Origin of the sequence: Pseudomonas sp. AP19 (genome assembly GCF_001728855.1) — a bacterium.
GTDB lineage: Bacteria > Pseudomonadota > Gammaproteobacteria > Pseudomonadales > Pseudomonadaceae > Aquipseudomonas > Aquipseudomonas fluorescens.
On the sequence record NZ_LXJP01000021.1, the window covers coordinates 68,185 to 84,090 of the forward strand.

Genomic DNA, 15,906 nt, shown 5'->3' on the forward strand with positions numbered 1-15,906 from the left:
TAACTGCCGCGCTGGTTTTCTACCGAAGTCCTGGGGCCGGCCGTTTGCGACCACTTCGTAAGCAGATGGAGACTCAACCTTGCGCAGCGGTATATCTCCTGATACATGCCGAACGCTATGATGGGGCACTGAGAATGGTTCACAAGGTGTGAGCCAGGGTCAGTAAAACTTCGGTAGCTCGGTCAATCCTGTGGTAACGATAACAAATAGACATCTGATCGTTACGTTTCTAAGCAAAGGGGATCAACGGGAAGCTCCGGCTTGTAATGCTTGTGCTAGCATCCAATTTGATCCGAAGATCGAGGTCGGCAGCGATGAAGCAACCAGTTCAGCCGGAAAACAGTCTTTCTGAGATTTTGGAAGGCAAACAGAATCGCCGTGATGCGTTAATGCTTGCTGTTAGCCTTGCTTCGCCGTCTGAGTTAGAAGGACCTGCTAAGCGTTTAAAAAAGGTGATGAAAAAATCTGATGGATCGCACCGTCAACGCATTCCGCCCCCAGAGTTCTCTCGTTAGATAAGAGTGGTTCCCTATCTCAAATGCCGACGCTCATTTAGTCTAGGCTTGCTTTATATCTGGAAAAACACGTTGCACCGACGGCATACCCTAGTGATAGGTCTATCAGCTGCCAAGAATAATAGACTGTTGCCACTGACGCCGAATTGACCCAGTGGCCGATGCCGCGCTGACCCAACACAAATCGGAAAAATCCAGCGCTGGGAGTGGTTCAAAAGGTGTGAGCCTGGGTCAGTAAAACTTCCGTAGCTAGGTCAATCCTGTGCTGGCGATAACAGGCCAGGCTCAGGTGTAGCTCTTCGCGCAATCGTCGCTCGGCATGAGTGCGGTAGCATTAGATTACGTATACAGTTTGGCTAGCTTTCCAATAAATAGCGAAAATGTGCGCGAATGGGAGCACTCCAACCGTCGGCACGCTCCTTCAGCCAATCCAGGTAACTGGGCATCCTCACCGCGTCGCTGTGCATCGTTCTCCAGAACCGCTCAATATTGTTGTCGTATATTGGGACACCGCTGAGCTGCCACATGTGCACGCAATTCGGCAGCTTCAAAAATAAGCCAAGCAAGGCAAACATGGCCATGCGGATCTGAGTGGAGTGTTCCCCTACGTCTTTGCACAAAAAAGCTTCACAACCTGCCTCTGGCGGTAAATTAGAGCGCAGAGAACAACATGCCTTGATATTCAGAAGCCAGGCGATTTGCGAGCGTGGATCAAATGGATAGATTCTCTTTTTTCCTATTATCGCCAGGATATCGTCCATTAACAGCTCAATCTCAGGGACGCTCGCCGCAAGCTCGACATCGCCGATGGTAACGGTCCCGCGATGCACACAGACCTGATACCAGCACTGAAAATGCCAGGCCATGAGCTTCAAAATTTGGCGCGTCGAACACCGATAACTCGACCCTCGCTCAGTTGACTGAAACGCCACGTGCGTAAAAGATCTCCATGGTAAATCGAACTGGACGATTGAAAGCAGCGCGGCAGGCGCCGAGGTACTGTCTCCTATATACAGGCAGCAGCCGTGTACCGGACACACATTGAACCACCAATAGAACCAGTTGATTCTCAATGAGGGTTGTCGACCGCATCGAAAATCATTTAGGAGGCATAACTGGCAAAACTGCATGCGCCTCTCGGGCGGTGCCTTGAGCCAATCACCGGGCAAGGGAAATGATCGTCTTAAGCATTCGTTTGAAATGCCTAGTGCCATGGATAACTCTTCCGTCACCGCGCGAGTTAGGTTCCCATCAGCATCTTTGACACGCAGCCGCTTTAGGCAGTCAGTGGCACGTATAAAGGGTGCAGGATTTCGGGTGCGCAACCCCCTGGCAAGCCACGCAGAGAAAGCCTCTTGAGGTACAGGCTTAAGCAATCCGCCGAAGTGCGCGTTACTCCTCATGGTCGAAACGATCGAGATATGGCGGGATGTCGGCGGCCTTTTCCAAGCAATCCAGGTCAATTTTTTCCTTGCGGTCCAAAATTGCCCAAACCGCACCCCGGGTAATCCGCTTGACTATGGCATCGGTGATACCGCCCGTGGCGCTCAGCAGGAACTTAACCTTCTCTTGCCGCCAGAGTTCCGATGGTCTCCTCAGTGGTAACGCGCTCTCATACCCGGCTAGAAATGACCTGAAGCTCTCGTTTTCTTTCCAGCGCGGCAGATCGTATATTTGAAAGCGGCGCTCTAGCTGGGCATCACTACTGATGGCATGCACGGCGTCATCGACGCCGAATGCAATGATCGACAGCGACATCGGCGGGCTACTCAGCGCTCTCAGAAAGGCCAGGTTCTTTCGTTGATCAATCCGCCCGGCATTGAGGAGATTGTGCACCTCATCGATCATCACCAGGCGCATGCTCCTCAACTGGGCCAGTCGACAAAACGCCTCGGGAACCAGACCATTGCGAATTTTGCCAATTGGTACTCCCAGAGCCTCACTGATGCTGTCTTCGAAACCGCGCAAGCTAGGATCCGGGGATAGGCTGAATGAAATGTAACCGTAGGAATTTACATGCCTCTTTCTGAGGTTCTCCATATCCAACTGAATTCTTTCAAAAAGACTGGTTTTACCCATTCCCGGACGACCGGAAATCAAGATGCATTGCGCCTGAGTTTTGGGAGGCATTTCATAGACCGCTCTGACCGCGGCCCTGATCGAACTAACTTGAGGGTAGTTGACCCAGCAATCCTTATAGATGCTGCCGATTCGGCCCTTGTCCCCGAGGAGCGCGAGGTTGCGACGCTGTGGTGAAATGTGCTCCAAGCTCAATGCATCTTTCATAGGCACTCACCTCATCATGGGCGCCGGACCCTATTCTTCGATCTCGTAAGCTTTCGGCTTAAGGCTGTAATCCGTCGACGCGGGGCGATCCGGAACCGCAATTTTTTCATTAAGTGGATGACCCGGATCGGTGAAGCGAGTTTTTTTTCGCTCTCTCATTTTTCGCGCCTGCTTGCTTTTCACACCAGCGGCATTTACGAGTGTTTCGTTTTTTTTGATTAGATTGAATACTTCAGCAGCGGGAACCCTGCGTTCGCTCTCATCCTTTAATTGTGCTCTCAACCGCTTAAATTCCGTGAGTGTAGTATTCGGCAACCGCAGATCCGCGTAACCCAGCTCTATATACGTCCGCTCGCCGGTGGGGAGAACCCACACTTTGCTTAATGACTCCGGATCGTAGCGCACAGTGCACTTTGTCCCGATGTCAAAGCGCTTCAAGGTTGAAGAGTAGTAATCGATGTTATGAAGCCTGACGCCCGACCGACCGATCACCCTTTTTTTTATTGGCATGAAGTCGATCAGCAGGCGCAATTGATCGTCAATAATCGGCGGATAGGCAAAGCCACCATCCTTGTTGAGGTAATGCTTCTCCCACTGAAGCAGCGGTGAGCAGCCGAGCGCTGAGTGTGTTGTTTTGTGATAGATCTCGACTTCTCGGATGAACCACTCTCGAAACTCAGGAAACGATAGCGTGGCATGCTGATCGCTTTTGTAGTGGCCTTTATCTTTTGCCGAGGACATAGTGGTTCCCGGCAACATATGGACTTTTCCCATCAACGTGCCGATCAGGCGTTCAATGTGGGCTCCGTTGTGGGGCGTACCTTTGGGTCTAAACGTCAACTCAATGCCATACCACCGACAGCTGTCAGATAAATTTTTTGACCTGAACTCCCTCGCATTGTCGACGTGGATTCTTTTCGGTACGCCGTAGAACGGATATTCCCCACCAGTAAAACCGTACGTTTTTAACCAGCGCTCCTTGGGTAATATTGAATGGGAGATACACAGCGCTACCGACATCGCCGAGGGATACGACAAGGATAAATAAAAGCCGAGCACCACCCGCGTATATACGTCGATGGCGATAGTGACCCAGGGGCGGACCAGCGGCAGTCGCTGGTCACTGTCGACGATAATGCAATCGACAAGGGCATGATCTATCTGGATCAGCTCCAGAGGCGCCTCAGGCTGTATCTTTCCTCCACGAACCTCGTAGGCCTGACGCGCGGCTTTCGAGCCCGATTTCTTGGCCAGTAGTGCGCGTGGTTTACGCTCTCTAATTCTGTTGGCTATGGTGGCGGCGCTCGGTGCCTGGATGGACAGCGCTCGGCAGCGCTCCATCACTTTTACGATGATGCTCTTAGAGGTTACCCCGGGACCGCCATAGCACTCATCAATGGTTTCTTGGATGATTTCCTCCGCATCCGCTTCGATCATCTTGGTTCCTTTGGACCTGCCGCGTAGCTGCGGGAGCAGGCTCAGCGGGCCCACATTCATGTCCAACCTGGTCAAGAGCCTGCGAACTTGCGATGCGCTCATCCCGAGCGCTGCGGCGCATTGCGCCATATCTTGCCTGGAGAGAGGGCTCTTGCCGACCATCGGAGACAGGACGTTAAACCGCTCTGACGCCAAATGAAGGTCAGTCTCCTTTACATCTTCGATGAGAGGCGTTTTTGGTATCTGGGCGATCTCATGATTCGAGAACGCTGGAGGGCTTTTCAGCTCACATTCGATTTCTCCAGGCGATAGCAAGACCGATTCTCCGGTAACAACATCCCTTGCCTGTATTTTATTTGAAGAAACGGAGGCGATGATCTCCAGCTTTTTATTACCGACTAGCACTAGAACGCCCGGAGTTATGCTTATTTGTTGCATGGCTTCACCCACAACAAAACACGCGATACTGGGAAAAAATCTAGTTAAATATGCGTAATTTTCAAGTTTGTGATGTCGGTACTTGGTAATGCGCAATGGAAAACCTTACTTTTCAACCACTTATAGCTCTCGCAGATTTAGTTAATCTCGACACTGGTGGTCAGATTTGCAGGCAGGCACTGCTTCTTACGCATCACCTGGTCCAGCTTGCTGCTTGGCGATGTAACTCACGATGAATGTATCCTGCGATCCACGCTCCTTGTGATAACCAACCACGTTGGCCAGCGTCCACCTCAACATCCTCATAAGAATCGAGTCAGAAAATTTCGCGCTGTCGGACTCATACGGATACCGGCTGTTGGTGAATACATTGCGGTATCTCTCAAAGCAATCTTCTTGGCTGTCCAAGGCCAGGCTGCAACGGATCTGGTCAGGAACGGCATAAAACAGTGTCAGCAAATCATGCTTGTCAGGGTTCTTACGGTTCGTTTTGCCGAGACTCAGCAGCTGCTGGTGAGCCTTGGCAAGTGCTGCCGGATCAAGCTTATAAGTTTCGCCTGATGTCCCTGGGTTCTGATCAGGCAACGAGATGAAGCTTTTGAGCAGGATCTCCATGCCGATTGCTGCATTGACTTGTGCTACGTGCGGCAAGTGTTGAGCGTCAAGCACCTCGGCTGCTTTCAGGTAGCTATGAGCGCTTTCAATCATCCAGCCTGGGAAGTGAGCCATCGCAGTAATCCATTGCGTTATGAACCGATTTACGGGATGAGCCAAGTCTTTTGTGATTAGAGAAAACGAAATAGTATCGGCCAGACAGGGATAATTTGTGCTTCAGCGCACCGTCGTTGTTTGTTTTCAGCGCGGTAAATTGAGCGAATGAAGACTTAAAATACCGTCAACATTTCACAGTACCCTTCTCCCTTTATTATTCGATTTAATTATAACTAAACTAAATGAGTATTTAGTCGAGTTATAACCATAACCTGCCAGCATTGGCAAACGCGTATATTCCCTCCTCTACGCTATACCTACGCGCAACACGTTGAGGTTGCGTTTAAACAAGACAAAGTCGGCATCTCATATTCGCCCTCATAACGGCACTACCCGCCCAGGTTTTATCGCCAGCACACTGCACGGCGCCTGATGCAAGAGTTGCTCGGCAGTACTGCCCAACCGTTTTTTAAGCCCTTTGTGCTGCACGGTTCCCATCACGATGACATCGGTAAGATGGTCCATGGCAAACGCACAAATACTCATCAGGGGCGCGCCCTCGATGAAGTGGCGACATTCCACCGGTACGCCGTGGCGCTCACACAAGGCAGCGAATGCCTCCTGCTGAACCACGCCCAACGTGTCATAAATGCCGGTGGCCAAGGGTAGCGCGCCGTAACCCATGTCTTTTGCATACACGGCCGTCCAGTCGAACACGTGCACGACCTCCAGCCTGGCATCACACTGTTCGGCCAACTTCGCGCCGGCGTCGATGATCTGGTCGTTAAACACAATGTCCTGTTCTTCACTGCGCAACAGATCAACGATAGCCAGCACTTTGCGTGGCAGTGGGTTAAGACTGTTAGTCACCAGATGAACCGGTGCAGGGCAATCACGCAGCAGTTGCCAGTCCAGTGGCGTAAAGAAGATACGTTTCAACACGGACTCTTCCTGAGCATCTTTGATAATCAGCGCCAGTTGTGTCTCGTTGACAAACTTCAGGATTTCTTCGTACGGGTGCTGAACCCAGATCACTTCACTCGTGGCATGAATGCCCTGCTGGCGTGCCAGTTCGGCTTGCTTCTCCAGCCACAGGCTGTGGGTCTGCAGGTACCCTTCCCTCGCCTGGCCTATTTGTTCGGGAGCGAACAGACCGGCCACCGCCAAGGCTTGTAAATAATCAAATGCGACGATATGCAGCGGCAGTTGCATGGCTTTTGCCAACGCATTCGCCCGGTCAAACGCCGCTGTTCGGATCATGGCCGCCGGGGCAATCAACAGTAATGGTGGGCAGGACATGGTGCACCGCAGGGTCATGAATAAGGCTCCAGACTGAACGGTTCCAAACCCGATAACTTGATCCTTGTCAGTTAACGTGCCGTGGGAGTCGAACCGTTCGCGAGCCAATACCGACGATACTGAGGTTCATCGACCCTCTGAGCTTCGCAAGCATGCGAAGCACCGCAAGCCCCTTCAGTAACCGCTCGCCGCCGTCATCGCGCCGCCCACGATCGCAATTCCCGAACTGCTGCCCAAGCGCGAAGCCCCGGCCTCAATCATTTTCACCGCAGTCGGGTAATCACGCACCCCACCGGACGCCTTGACTCCAACCCCGGCGCCCACGGTTCTGCGCATGAGGGCCACGTCTTCGACCGTGGCGCCGCTTCGGCTGAACCCGGTAGACGTCTTCACGAAAGCCACACCCAAGTCCCGGCAGATTTCGCACGCCTGGACTTTCTGTTTGTCGTCGAGCAGGCAGGTTTCCAGGATGACCTTCAACGGTACGGTGCCGCAGGCCTTGTGGACCAGGGCAATATCATCGCGTACCGCGTCCAGCAGCCCCTCCTTCAACCAACCGATATTGAGCACCATGTCGATCTCCCCTGCCCCGGCGGCAATCGCCCGTTCAGCCTCAAATGCCTTGGTGTCACTCAGGCCAGCGCCCAGCGGGAAGCCCACCACCGCACAAATCACCACGCTATCGTCGCTCAGGCACGACGCGGCGTAAGGTACCTGTCCCGAATTCACACACACCGAATAAAAGCCGTGTTCCCGGGCTTCCTCGCACAAGGTGCGAATCTGCTCACGGGATGCGTCGGGAGCCAGCAAAGTGTGATCGATGTACTTTGCCAATGCTGTGGGTTGAAGAGTGTTCATTTAACGGCCCCTTGCCTGTATGTTGCCAATGATCGTGTGCCGCTTGTCACAGCGCTCACAAGAATGCGTTATAATAGTCACAATTAATGTTACTTATTTAACAGAAACAATCAAGCCCTGGAATACTCGTGGACAGTAGAAAAGCCGAGCGACTCAAGCTTATCCAACAAGCCTTGCAGGACCAGAACGCCATTCACTTGAGGGAAATGGCTGCGTTGCTGGACGTTTCCGAGATGACCCTGCGCCGCGATCTCAATCACTTCCGCGATCACCTGCGTCTTCTTGGCGGCTACATCACCCGGGGCGGCAGCGAGGTCAGCGAATACCGGGTCGCCGACCAGGGCACGCGTCACGTCGAGGAGAAACGCCGCATCGGCAAGCTCGCTGCCGGTTTGATACAGGCCGGTGACACAGTCTTCTTCGACTGCGGCACCACCTCGCCCTTCGTCATTGACTTCATCCCCGACGAGTTGGAGTTCACTGCCGTGTGCAGTTCGTTGAACGTGTTGCTTAAGTTGCACAACAAACCCAACTGCCACATCGTCTTGTGCGGCGGCACCTTTCACCGCAAGAACCAAGTGTTTGAAAGCAGCGCCGAAAGCAGCATTCTCGACAGCGTGCGCCTGACGTGGGCCTTCGTGACGGCGGCGGGCGTCAGTCAGGAGTTCGGTGTGACGTGCTTCAACTTCAATGAAGTAGAGGTCAAGCAAAAGGTCCTACGCCAGGCCCAGCAACGCGTGTTGCTCGCCGACTTCAGCAAGTTCGACACCGTGCGCACCGCCCATTTCGCCACCCTGGAAGACTTCCAATACGTGGTCAGCGACAAGAAAATCCCCCGCGCCTATCAAGACGTCATCCAGGCACGCGGTGCGCAATTGCTGGTTTAACCCAACAGCCTCTGCCGTTCCTGCTCAGTCAAATAGCCGGTGGTCACGCTGAATGAAGCGCTCGCCCCGGCCGCCAGCTGCCGCACGTGACCTTTGGCTTTCTCTGCGGTGTAGCCCTCCGGCTCGCAGGTCGACGGCAGCACGAACGCAGCCACTTGCTGATCCGGTGTGTGCAGGACCCAGCGTGCAGCGTGTTCGAATTGCTCGGGGCGATAACGGGTGTAGAACGCAGCGCCGTCGGGATGCTCAAGCAGAAAGTGCGCGTGGCCGGTGGCGTCGGTGCCGACGCCATCGAGGAAAAACACAATTTCAGGGTCATACAGCGCAGGCGTTTCGAGGCAGGCCAACTGGCCGGGATGCTCGGCCAGTTGCGCCATGTAGGCACTCCAGGCGGGCGTCGGCTTGACGTGGTCCGGCACGCTGGTACGCAGGCGCAGACGCTGCATGCCCAGTGGCTCGACGAACCGCGCACCGTCCACATAGGCGTAGTTCATGTGGGCCATGTACATCAAGTCCATCGGCTTGCCGGCCAGGTTCGTCACGTGCATCTCAATATCGAACAAGGCCGAATCGGCGCGCAGTGTCACGCTGGGGCAAGCCCGGTAACGATCACCGAACCCCTTGGCAAACTCATAGGAACCGCCCAGGCGCACAACGCCCTCACCCAGCTCCAGCCAGGCTGTGTCCATAGGCGCACAAGGCATTTCGCCATGCAAGGCATGCGTGTCATCCGGCGCCGGGCAACCGTTGCGCAGCAAGCCACTGTGAAACATGAAACAGCCATAAGTATCAATGACCGTCGGGCTCGGCCGGGGCTGCTCGAACAGGTTGCTCATGGTCAGGTCGCAGCCATCGAACACGGCCGACCAGATCATCTGCCCTTGATAAGGCAGGATCACCAGGCGTCCACGGCTGTTCTCCAGGCTCACAGCCAACACGCCGGACGCATAGGTCCAGGCACTGACCTTGAACGCCTCAGACTGTAAAAGGATCTTTTCCTGCTCACCAAACACCGCACGATACAGCGGGATGCGCGTGTTCATGAGGCCACCGCCGCTGCTGCGCCCGATGGCAAGGGGTCGGACTGGCGCAAGCATTTGATCGCATACATCACGATCACGATAAAGCACAGCAACGGCACGCTGTACGCCAGCTGCATGTTGCCGCCGCTGGCATCGGACAACAGGCCCTGAAAGATCGGGATTACCCCGCCACCGACAATGCTCATCACCAGCAACGACCCGCCGACGCCGGTGTCTTCACCCAGGCCATCAATGGTCAGGCCGTAAATGGTCGGCCAGCATGGGCCGAGAAAAATACTCACGCCAACCGCTGCGTACACCGCCGAAATGTTTGGCACCAGGATCGTGTAGGCCAGCAGCACAATGCACAGCACGCCATAAATCGCCAGCACCCTGGCCGGGTGCAGCCGGCGCATCAACAGGTTGGCGATCATCTTGCCGACAAAGTACGCGGCGAAGGTGGTCAGCAGAAACCATGAAGCGCTGCGTTCATTCATACCGCCCATTTGCATGGCCAGGCGAATGGTAAAACTCCACACACCCACCTGCGCACCCACATAGAGAAACTGCGCCAGTACGCCAAACGTAAAGCGCGGGTTACGCCACAGCCGCCCCAGGCTTTGACGCAGGCTGCCAGGCTTGCTACCGGCCGTCTTATTGCCCTTGCACGCAGGGAATCGGGTAATCGCGATCAGGATAAACATCAGCACCAGAACAGCGATCATCCACTTGTACGGCAGCAGCGTGGACTGGATCATTTGCAACTGCTGCACCGCCGCCTCAGAGGCGCTCATTTGCTTCAGTTGTTCAGTGGTGGCGTCGGAGTCCTTGAACATCACGAAGCTACCCACGTAAACCCCGGCCATTGCGCCAAAGGGGTGAAAGGTCTGCGAAATATTCAAGCGTCGCGTCCCGGTTTCCCGCGGGCCCATCAGCGTCGAGTAGGTGTTGCACGCGGTTTCCAGGAACGACAGGCCGGCTGCAATCACAAACAGTGCCAGCAGGAACATGCCGTACTTGGCGGTGGACGCCGCCGGAAAAAACAGCAGGCAGCCGAACATGTACAGCAACAGCCCGATCAGAATCGTGCTTTTGTAGCTAAAGCGCCGCACCACCATCGCGGCCGGAATTGCCACAAAAAAATAGCCCAGGTAAAACGCCGACTGCACGAAGGCGGTCTGGAAATCACTGAGCAAAAACGCTTTCTTGAAGTGTGCAATCAGCACGTCGTTCATGCTCGCCGCTGCGGCCCACAGTGCAAAGATGCTGCACAGCAGGATAAAGGCGAACCAGGGCGTGCGGTTCAGGTAGAAACCGTCGGGGGTTTGTTGCAGCGCAGGTTTGTTCATTATTGTTCTCCGGGCTGGTGGGGGTGTTACCGCTGTTGCTGGAAGCGGGCGAATGCTTCGCTGTCGGGATAGGAAGTCTGCGTACCCAGCGCCATCACCGAGCAGGCGGAATACGCCACGGCCTGTTCCATGGCCTGACGAATCCTGCCGTCGCGGTTCCAGTGTTGAATGAAGCAACCAATAAAGGCGTCACCGGCACCGGTGGTGTCACGGGCGGCAACCCGTTGGCCCGGCACCTGGCATTCACCCTCCTCGCCGATATACAGCGCGCCGTGCTCGCCAAGGGTGACAATCACGTGGCGAACGCCGCTGGCGACCAGGGTTTTTGCGGCCGCACGGGCCGACTCCGGCGAGTCCACGGTCTGGCCGGTGATCAGTGCCAGTTCCGATTCGTTGGGGATCAGGAAATCCAATTTCGCCAGGTGCTCGGCGCTCAATCCGGCCATGGCCGGTGCCGGATTGAGCAGTACCGCAATGCCATGCCGGTGAGCGAATTCGATGGCGTAGTAGACCGTCTCCAGGTTGATCTCCAGCTGCAGCACGATCAACGTGCACGCTTGCAGGTCGACTGCCGCCGCATCGATATCCGCCGGCGACAAGTGCGCATTGGCGCCTTTGACGATCAAAATGCTGTTATGGGAGTCGGGCCGGACAAAAATCGGCGCCACGCCGCTGGAAACACCAGGCACCCGCTGCACGTAACGCGTGTCGATACCAAAGCGCTGGAAGTTGGCCAGTGTGTTGTCGGCAAACATGTCGTCACCGACCTTGCTCAACATCAACACATCCGCCCCAAGCTTGGCCGCCGCCACCGCCTGGTTGGCCCCTTTGCCGCCGCAACCGAGGGCAAAGCCCGGTGCTTCCAGGGTTTCGCCCTGGCCCGGCATGCGGTCGATGTAGGTAATCAAATCCACCATATTGCTGCCGATGACTGCGATCTTGCTCATTGCTATTCCACCTTGTTGCGGCACAACCAGGCAGGTTGTGGCGCTCTTTTTTTGTTATTTAAATAACATTAGGTGTGAATATTCAATCTTTTTTTACGCCGAAGGATCAACGGAGCGCGCAAAGGCGCGGCGGCGCCCTTGGGTCGTCGCTGATTGACTTCGTCGGCGCGGCTGCAAAGCCCGGCGCCAGAAGGCTCGGGACGCAATTATGTAGCGCGTGTGTAAGCGTCACCTTGTGCCCCCGGGGAGCGCTCACTAAGCTGGCCGATCTTTTTTGATGCAACCCGGAACCACCATGTCTCGAAGTATTGCCCACCTCGCCTTGCTGCTGGGGCTGATCACCGCCATCGGCCCATTCGCCATCGACAGCTATTTGCCCGCGCTGCCCACCCTTGGGGCCAGCCTGCAGGCGTCGCCAGCGGCTGTGCAGATGAGCTTGACGGTGTTCTTCATGATCATTGGCGTGTGCCAGCTGTTCTACGGGCCGATCAGCGATGTGTTCGGCCGCAAGCCGCCGATTTATGCAGGCTTGGTGATTTTTGCCGTGGCCAGCGTCGGTTGTGCGCTGGCCCCCACGATTGAAGTGCTGATTGCCTTTCGTGCCCTGCAAGCGTTTGGTGCGTGCGCCGGCATGGTTATCCCACGGGCCATCGTCCGCGACCTGTATACCGGCCACGAAGCGGCGCGCTTGATGGCTTTGCTGATGCTGGTGATGAGTGTTTCACCGATCCTGGCGCCCTTGGCCGGCAGCGTGGTGATTTCACTGTGGAGCTGGCGTGAAGTGTTCGTCGCGCTGGGCGTCGTCGCGGTGCTGTGCCTGGTGATGACCATCGTACAACTGCCGGAAACCCATCCGGCCGAGCGCCGTTTGGGCAAGACCTTGGGCAGTGCGTTCGGCAGCTATGGCGCCCTGCTCCGTGACCCGGTATTCACTGGCTTGTCGGTGGTGTGTGGCTTTGGCCTGGCGACGTTTTTCGTGTTTATCGGCAGCGCGCCGTTCGTGTACATCGAGTATTTCGGCCTGACACCTACGCAGTTCAGCCTGTGCTTTGCGGTCAACGCGGCCTCGTTCTTTGCCATGAGCCAATTGACGGCACGCCTGAGTGCGCGCTTTGGCCTGCCCCCGCTGATTCGCTGGTCGGTTGTCGGCGTTGCCGTGGTCATGACATTGCTGGCCACCTCTACGCTGTGGAGCGACAACCTGGCGCTGATGATGACCCTGCTGTTTATCGGTTTCGGTTTTCTCGGCCTGTTACTGCCGGCCGCGGGGGTGTTGTCCATGGAAGACCATGGTGCCGTGGCGGGTTCCGCGTCGGCGCTGCTCGGTGCGATCCAAATGATCACCGCCGCGGTGTCCATGACCCTGGTCGGTGTGTTCGCCGACCACACGCCGGCGCCCATGTTGGTCGGCATCGCGCTATGTGCCGTCGCCGCAATGCTGGTCACCCTGTGGACCCTGCGGCGTTTGCCGACGCACCTGGCCTGTGCAAGGCCCTGACATTGTTTTGATTGATAGCCGTTATTGGCCGGAATCCGTTCTGGGGCGGGAGCAGGCTTTATAGAATGGCGACCACACTCAAACCACCACCGATGGGTGCTGGAGGTCGTCATGCGTTACCTGCTTATTCTAATGCTGAGCATGGTCAGCACGTTAGCCGCCGCCCAGGGCGAGCCCAATCCGGGCGCTGACACACCGGCCAATCAAACCGACGATTACGCCGAAGACCTCGAGATCGCCAAGGCCGTGCGTACCACCAACGCTGCATCCACCACTTGCGGCCCGGTCAAGGGCCATGTTGTGTACGTGGACAGCCGGGGCGTGCGCCACGAACTCGACTACATGCGGGTCGCAGACAGCTGCCCGCACAGTTGAGCGCGCTTACAAATCAAACCGATCCACCGCCCGCCGTCGCTCGTTGTCATCGCGCACGTCATAGCTGGCGGTCGTCTGGATATTGGTGTGATGCGCCAGTTTCTGCGCAATCGACAGGTCATGCTCTTCGATCACCCGGGTGATGAACGAACGCCGGAAATCATGCGGCATGATCTTCACGCCCACCTGTTCGCCGCGCTGACGGGCGATGTAGTAGATCGCGTGCTTGGTAATGCGTTCGCGCGTGATATGGCTGCCGCGACGGATACGATTGAACAGGAAGCTATCGTCCTGTTCGCCTTCCTTGAGGTGCGCGCGGCGAAACTCCAGCCAGGCTTGCAGCTTGGCAAACGCCCAGGCCGGCGCGTACTTGACCAGTTCCTTGTTGCCCTTGCCGATCACGCGCACGCTGCGTTCGTCGAAGTTGATCTGCGCCAGGTCGAGGTTGACCGACTCCGACTTGCGCATGCCAGAGCCATACAACAGGCCGATCACCGCCGCATCCCGCAGGCCTTGGGGGCGCGGGTCGGCGGCGCAGACTTCCATCATTTCGCGGATCAGTGTGCGGCGCAGGTTACGGCCCTGCCCCAAACGGGTGCCGGGCGTGGCCTTGACCGAGCGCATCTTCAACAGGTGGTCCTGGCTGATCAAGCTCAGGCGCCACGCCTCGTTCATTACCCCGCGTACCGCGTTCACATACAACGAAGACGTGTTCGGCGCATAGCCGTCCTCACGCAACGCGGCGACCAGGGCAATCACCTGTTCAGGTTGCAGCAGGTGCCAGTCGATCTCGTCGAGGTTGATGTCTTCAAAACCCACCCGGTCGGCCGCGTCCTGCAGCACGTAGCGCATGGTCAGTTGGCTGGAAGGGGCCAGACGGGTGAGGTAGAGGGTCAGCGGGTTGCGGATGGACTCTGTCAAGGTAGATCAGCCTTTGGATTAAATACCTCGACCAAGCCATTGTTTAATCGAGGTATTTAGTGAATTGGCGAGTACCGAGTCTAACGCACGACCGGCCCCTGCACAAAATCACGGGGCCGACTCGTCATCCTCTGTGGCGTTTTCCGGCTGAGGCTGGGCCTGGGATTGGCTCCATTCGGCGTCCTGTTTCTGCATCAGCCCAAACCAATGCTGGCGCATGAACGCCAGGTAGCCGTCCGGCGCCTTGGCGAAGTCACTCTCGTCGCCATAGCAGCCCGGGAGCGGCAACTCGGTGCCCTGCTCCTTGTACTGGCTGACCAGCGCCTGTTGCGCTGCAATAGAGCAGTCCGTCGGCAGCGGCATGCCACGCAGGGCGCCGGCTTCCTCGTCCCACCAGCTCGCGCCAACGCGATCGACACCGCGCAGGCGGTACTTCTGGGATTTGCCCACATGCATGATCAGCTTGAACTCACGAGGGCTGACGTCGCTGGTGCAGGTTCGCGAATAGCCCACCGTGGCCTGGGTCAGGCCATCGCCGGTCAGGTCGGTGACCTTGGTTGCCGCCATGTCAAAGTGCAGCGCTGCGTCGAATTGGCAATGCTGCACATCGTCATACAGCATCCACACGCGTTTGGGATGGTCGCCCGCCAGCAGGTATTGGGCCGCGTAGACGAAGGCCGACTGGGTGCCGTCATCGTCACGTTCACCCACTTGCTCGGCGAGTACCAACAGGTTTTTGCCTTGGCGGTCGTCCCAGGTGTAAGCGGCGACCTGCTTGCCACGCACTTCCACGCCCTCCGGTACCTGCTCGATACGGGTGAGCGCCACCCCGTCGTCGGCCCTTACGGTGGTGACACAGGCCACAGCCATCAACAATCCCAACAACGCAGGCCGCAATTGGCCGCGAAAAAGCTGCACGCTATTCATCCGAGTACCCTGGCAAGAGATGGCTTACTTTACCGGCACTTGAAGGGCATTGCAGAGAAGATTGTTGAATGACAATCGGTCGGCGGCGCAACGCTTTAAAATCCCAGCGGTTTTACCCGGTAAACCTATTGCCTGGCGCTTCAGTCACTTAGCTGAACCCTAGCTGTCTACCTGTCAAATAAACGAGTTTTTCATCCGCCTTTCATATTCGTTCAACATTTTTCCGCTTAACCTTGGCCGCAGAACTTGAGAACAAACCGCGTTTTCCCCGACTAACCTGTTGATTACGCTTTACCTTTCATCTATTTCGTCTTTAATCTGATAGCTATGGAAGAATCTGTTACCCGTCTGCAGGAAAGTCGAATGAATGCCGCAAACCCACGCTACGTTTAATCAGCCAGCGTTTATCGGACTGATTACTGCTGTTTTCACGCTT

The 15,906-nt window shown here is 56.2% G+C and carries 15 protein-coding genes; 4 read left to right on the top strand and 11 right to left on the bottom strand.

Annotation, left to right across the window (positions count from 1 at the left end; genetic code table 11):
- Positions 1–314 precede the first annotated feature (314 nt).
- Positions 315–515, top strand: a complete 201-nt coding sequence (locus A7D21_RS35355) for a hypothetical protein (RefSeq protein ID WP_141718228.1) — start codon at positions 315–317, stop codon at positions 513–515.
- A 356-nt stretch (positions 516–871) separates the two neighbouring features.
- Here A7D21_RS35355 and A7D21_RS36255 read toward each other — a convergent pair whose 3' ends face one another.
- From A7D21_RS36255 to deoC, 6 genes are all read right to left on the bottom strand, one after another.
- Complete coding sequence (locus A7D21_RS36255) at positions 872–1,276, bottom strand: hypothetical protein (RefSeq protein WP_256556255.1); 405 nt, start codon at positions 1,274–1,276, stop codon at positions 872–874.
- 631 nt (positions 1,277–1,907) lie between these two features.
- Positions 1,908–2,801 (bottom strand): TniB family NTP-binding protein, encoded by an 894-nt coding sequence (locus tag A7D21_RS16290; RefSeq protein ID WP_069552143.1) that lies wholly within the window; start codon positions 2,799–2,801, stop codon positions 1,908–1,910.
- A 30-nt stretch (positions 2,802–2,831) separates the two neighbouring features.
- Positions 2,832–4,772 carry a Mu transposase C-terminal domain-containing protein gene (locus A7D21_RS16295; RefSeq protein ID WP_141718230.1) on the bottom strand — a complete coding sequence of 647 codons (1,941 nt, stop codon included), beginning with the start codon at positions 4,770–4,772 and terminating at the stop codon, positions 2,832–2,834.
- Between the two features lie 90 nt (positions 4,773–4,862).
- Positions 4,863–5,405, bottom strand: coding sequence for a hypothetical protein (locus A7D21_RS16300; protein WP_069552145.1), 543 nt, complete (start codon positions 5,403–5,405; stop codon positions 4,863–4,865).
- Positions 5,406–5,765: 360 nt separating this feature from the next.
- Positions 5,766–6,704, bottom strand: coding sequence for a universal stress protein (locus A7D21_RS16305; protein WP_256556256.1), 939 nt, complete (start codon positions 6,702–6,704; stop codon positions 5,766–5,768).
- A gap of 156 nt (positions 6,705–6,860) precedes the next feature.
- Positions 6,861–7,544, bottom strand: a complete 684-nt coding sequence (gene deoC, locus A7D21_RS16310) for a deoxyribose-phosphate aldolase (RefSeq protein WP_053256016.1) — start codon at positions 7,542–7,544, stop codon at positions 6,861–6,863.
- Positions 7,545–7,672: 128 nt separating this feature from the next.
- Between deoC and deoR the strand changes: the two genes are divergently transcribed.
- Entirely contained in the window at positions 7,673–8,431 is a 759-nt protein-coding gene (gene deoR / locus A7D21_RS16315; RefSeq protein ID WP_069552146.1) for a DNA-binding transcriptional repressor DeoR, read from the top strand.
- Here deoR and A7D21_RS16320 read toward each other — a convergent pair.
- From A7D21_RS16320 to rbsK, 3 genes are read right to left on the bottom strand one after another with little or no spacing between them, the layout of a single operon-like run.
- Positions 8,428–9,474: an aldose 1-epimerase family protein gene (locus A7D21_RS16320; RefSeq protein ID WP_069552147.1), complete on the bottom strand. Its 1,047-nt coding sequence runs from the start codon at positions 9,472–9,474 to the stop codon at positions 8,428–8,430. The two genes, deoR and A7D21_RS16320, sit on opposite strands and share 4 nt — an antisense overlap.
- On the bottom strand, positions 9,471–10,802 hold the full coding sequence (gene fucP, locus A7D21_RS16325; protein ID WP_069552148.1) for an L-fucose:H+ symporter permease: 1,332 nt from the start codon (positions 10,800–10,802) through the stop codon (positions 9,471–9,473). The genes A7D21_RS16320 and fucP overlap by 4 nt, the downstream gene beginning before the upstream one ends.
- A gap of 26 nt (positions 10,803–10,828) precedes the next feature.
- Positions 10,829–11,749, bottom strand: a complete 921-nt coding sequence (rbsK, locus tag A7D21_RS16330) for a ribokinase (RefSeq protein WP_069552149.1) — start codon at positions 11,747–11,749, stop codon at positions 10,829–10,831.
- Positions 11,750–12,044: 295 nt separating this feature from the next.
- Between rbsK and A7D21_RS16335 the strand changes: the two genes are divergently transcribed.
- Together A7D21_RS16335 and A7D21_RS16340 are read left to right on the top strand one after the other, a co-directional pair.
- Positions 12,045–13,247, top strand: a complete 1,203-nt coding sequence (locus A7D21_RS16335; protein WP_053256011.1) for a multidrug effflux MFS transporter — start codon at positions 12,045–12,047, stop codon at positions 13,245–13,247.
- A gap of 111 nt (positions 13,248–13,358) precedes the next feature.
- Positions 13,359–13,622, top strand: a complete 264-nt coding sequence (locus A7D21_RS16340) for a DUF2790 domain-containing protein (protein WP_053256010.1) — start codon at positions 13,359–13,361, stop codon at positions 13,620–13,622.
- A gap of 6 nt (positions 13,623–13,628) precedes the next feature.
- Here A7D21_RS16340 and xerC read toward each other — a convergent pair whose 3' ends face one another.
- The gene (gene xerC, locus A7D21_RS16345) at positions 13,629–14,543 is read right to left on the bottom strand and encodes a tyrosine recombinase XerC (protein WP_069552150.1); all 915 of its coding nucleotides are present in this window, start codon (positions 14,541–14,543) and stop codon (positions 13,629–13,631) included.
- Between the two features lie 108 nt (positions 14,544–14,651).
- Entirely contained in the window at positions 14,652–15,470 is an 819-nt protein-coding gene (locus tag A7D21_RS16350; RefSeq protein ID WP_069552151.1) for a M949_RS01915 family surface polysaccharide biosynthesis protein, read from the bottom strand.
- Positions 15,471–15,906: the final 436 nt, after the last annotated feature.

Coding starts and splice junctions, on each gene's coding strand:
- rbsK (WP_069552149.1), bottom strand. CDS start 11,749: ATGAGCAAGATCGCAGTCATCGGCAGCAATATGGTGGATTTGATTACC.
- A7D21_RS16335 (WP_053256011.1), top strand. CDS start 12,045: ATGTCTCGAAGTATTGCCCACCTCGCCTTGCTGCTGGGGCTGATCACC.
- A7D21_RS35355 (WP_141718228.1), top strand. CDS start 315: ATGAAGCAACCAGTTCAGCCGGAAAACAGTCTTTCTGAGATTTTGGAA.
- A7D21_RS16350 (WP_069552151.1), bottom strand. CDS start 15,470: ATGAATAGCGTGCAGCTTTTTCGCGGCCAATTGCGGCCTGCGTTGTTG.
- A7D21_RS36255 (WP_256556255.1), bottom strand. CDS start 1,276: ATGGACGATATCCTGGCGATAATAGGAAAAAAGAGAATCTATCCATTT.
- A7D21_RS16290 (WP_069552143.1), bottom strand. CDS start 2,801: ATGAAAGATGCATTGAGCTTGGAGCACATTTCACCACAGCGTCGCAAC.
- fucP (WP_069552148.1), bottom strand. CDS start 10,802: ATGAACAAACCTGCGCTGCAACAAACCCCCGACGGTTTCTACCTGAAC.
- A7D21_RS16340 (WP_053256010.1), top strand. CDS start 13,359: ATGCGTTACCTGCTTATTCTAATGCTGAGCATGGTCAGCACGTTAGCC.
- deoC (WP_053256016.1), bottom strand. CDS start 7,544: ATGAACACTCTTCAACCCACAGCATTGGCAAAGTACATCGATCACACT.
- A7D21_RS16320 (WP_069552147.1), bottom strand. CDS start 9,474: ATGAACACGCGCATCCCGCTGTATCGTGCGGTGTTTGGTGAGCAGGAA.
- A7D21_RS16305 (WP_256556256.1), bottom strand. CDS start 6,704: ATGACCCTGCGGTGCACCATGTCCTGCCCACCATTACTGTTGATTGCC.
- A7D21_RS16300 (WP_069552145.1), bottom strand. CDS start 5,405: ATGGCTCACTTCCCAGGCTGGATGATTGAAAGCGCTCATAGCTACCTG.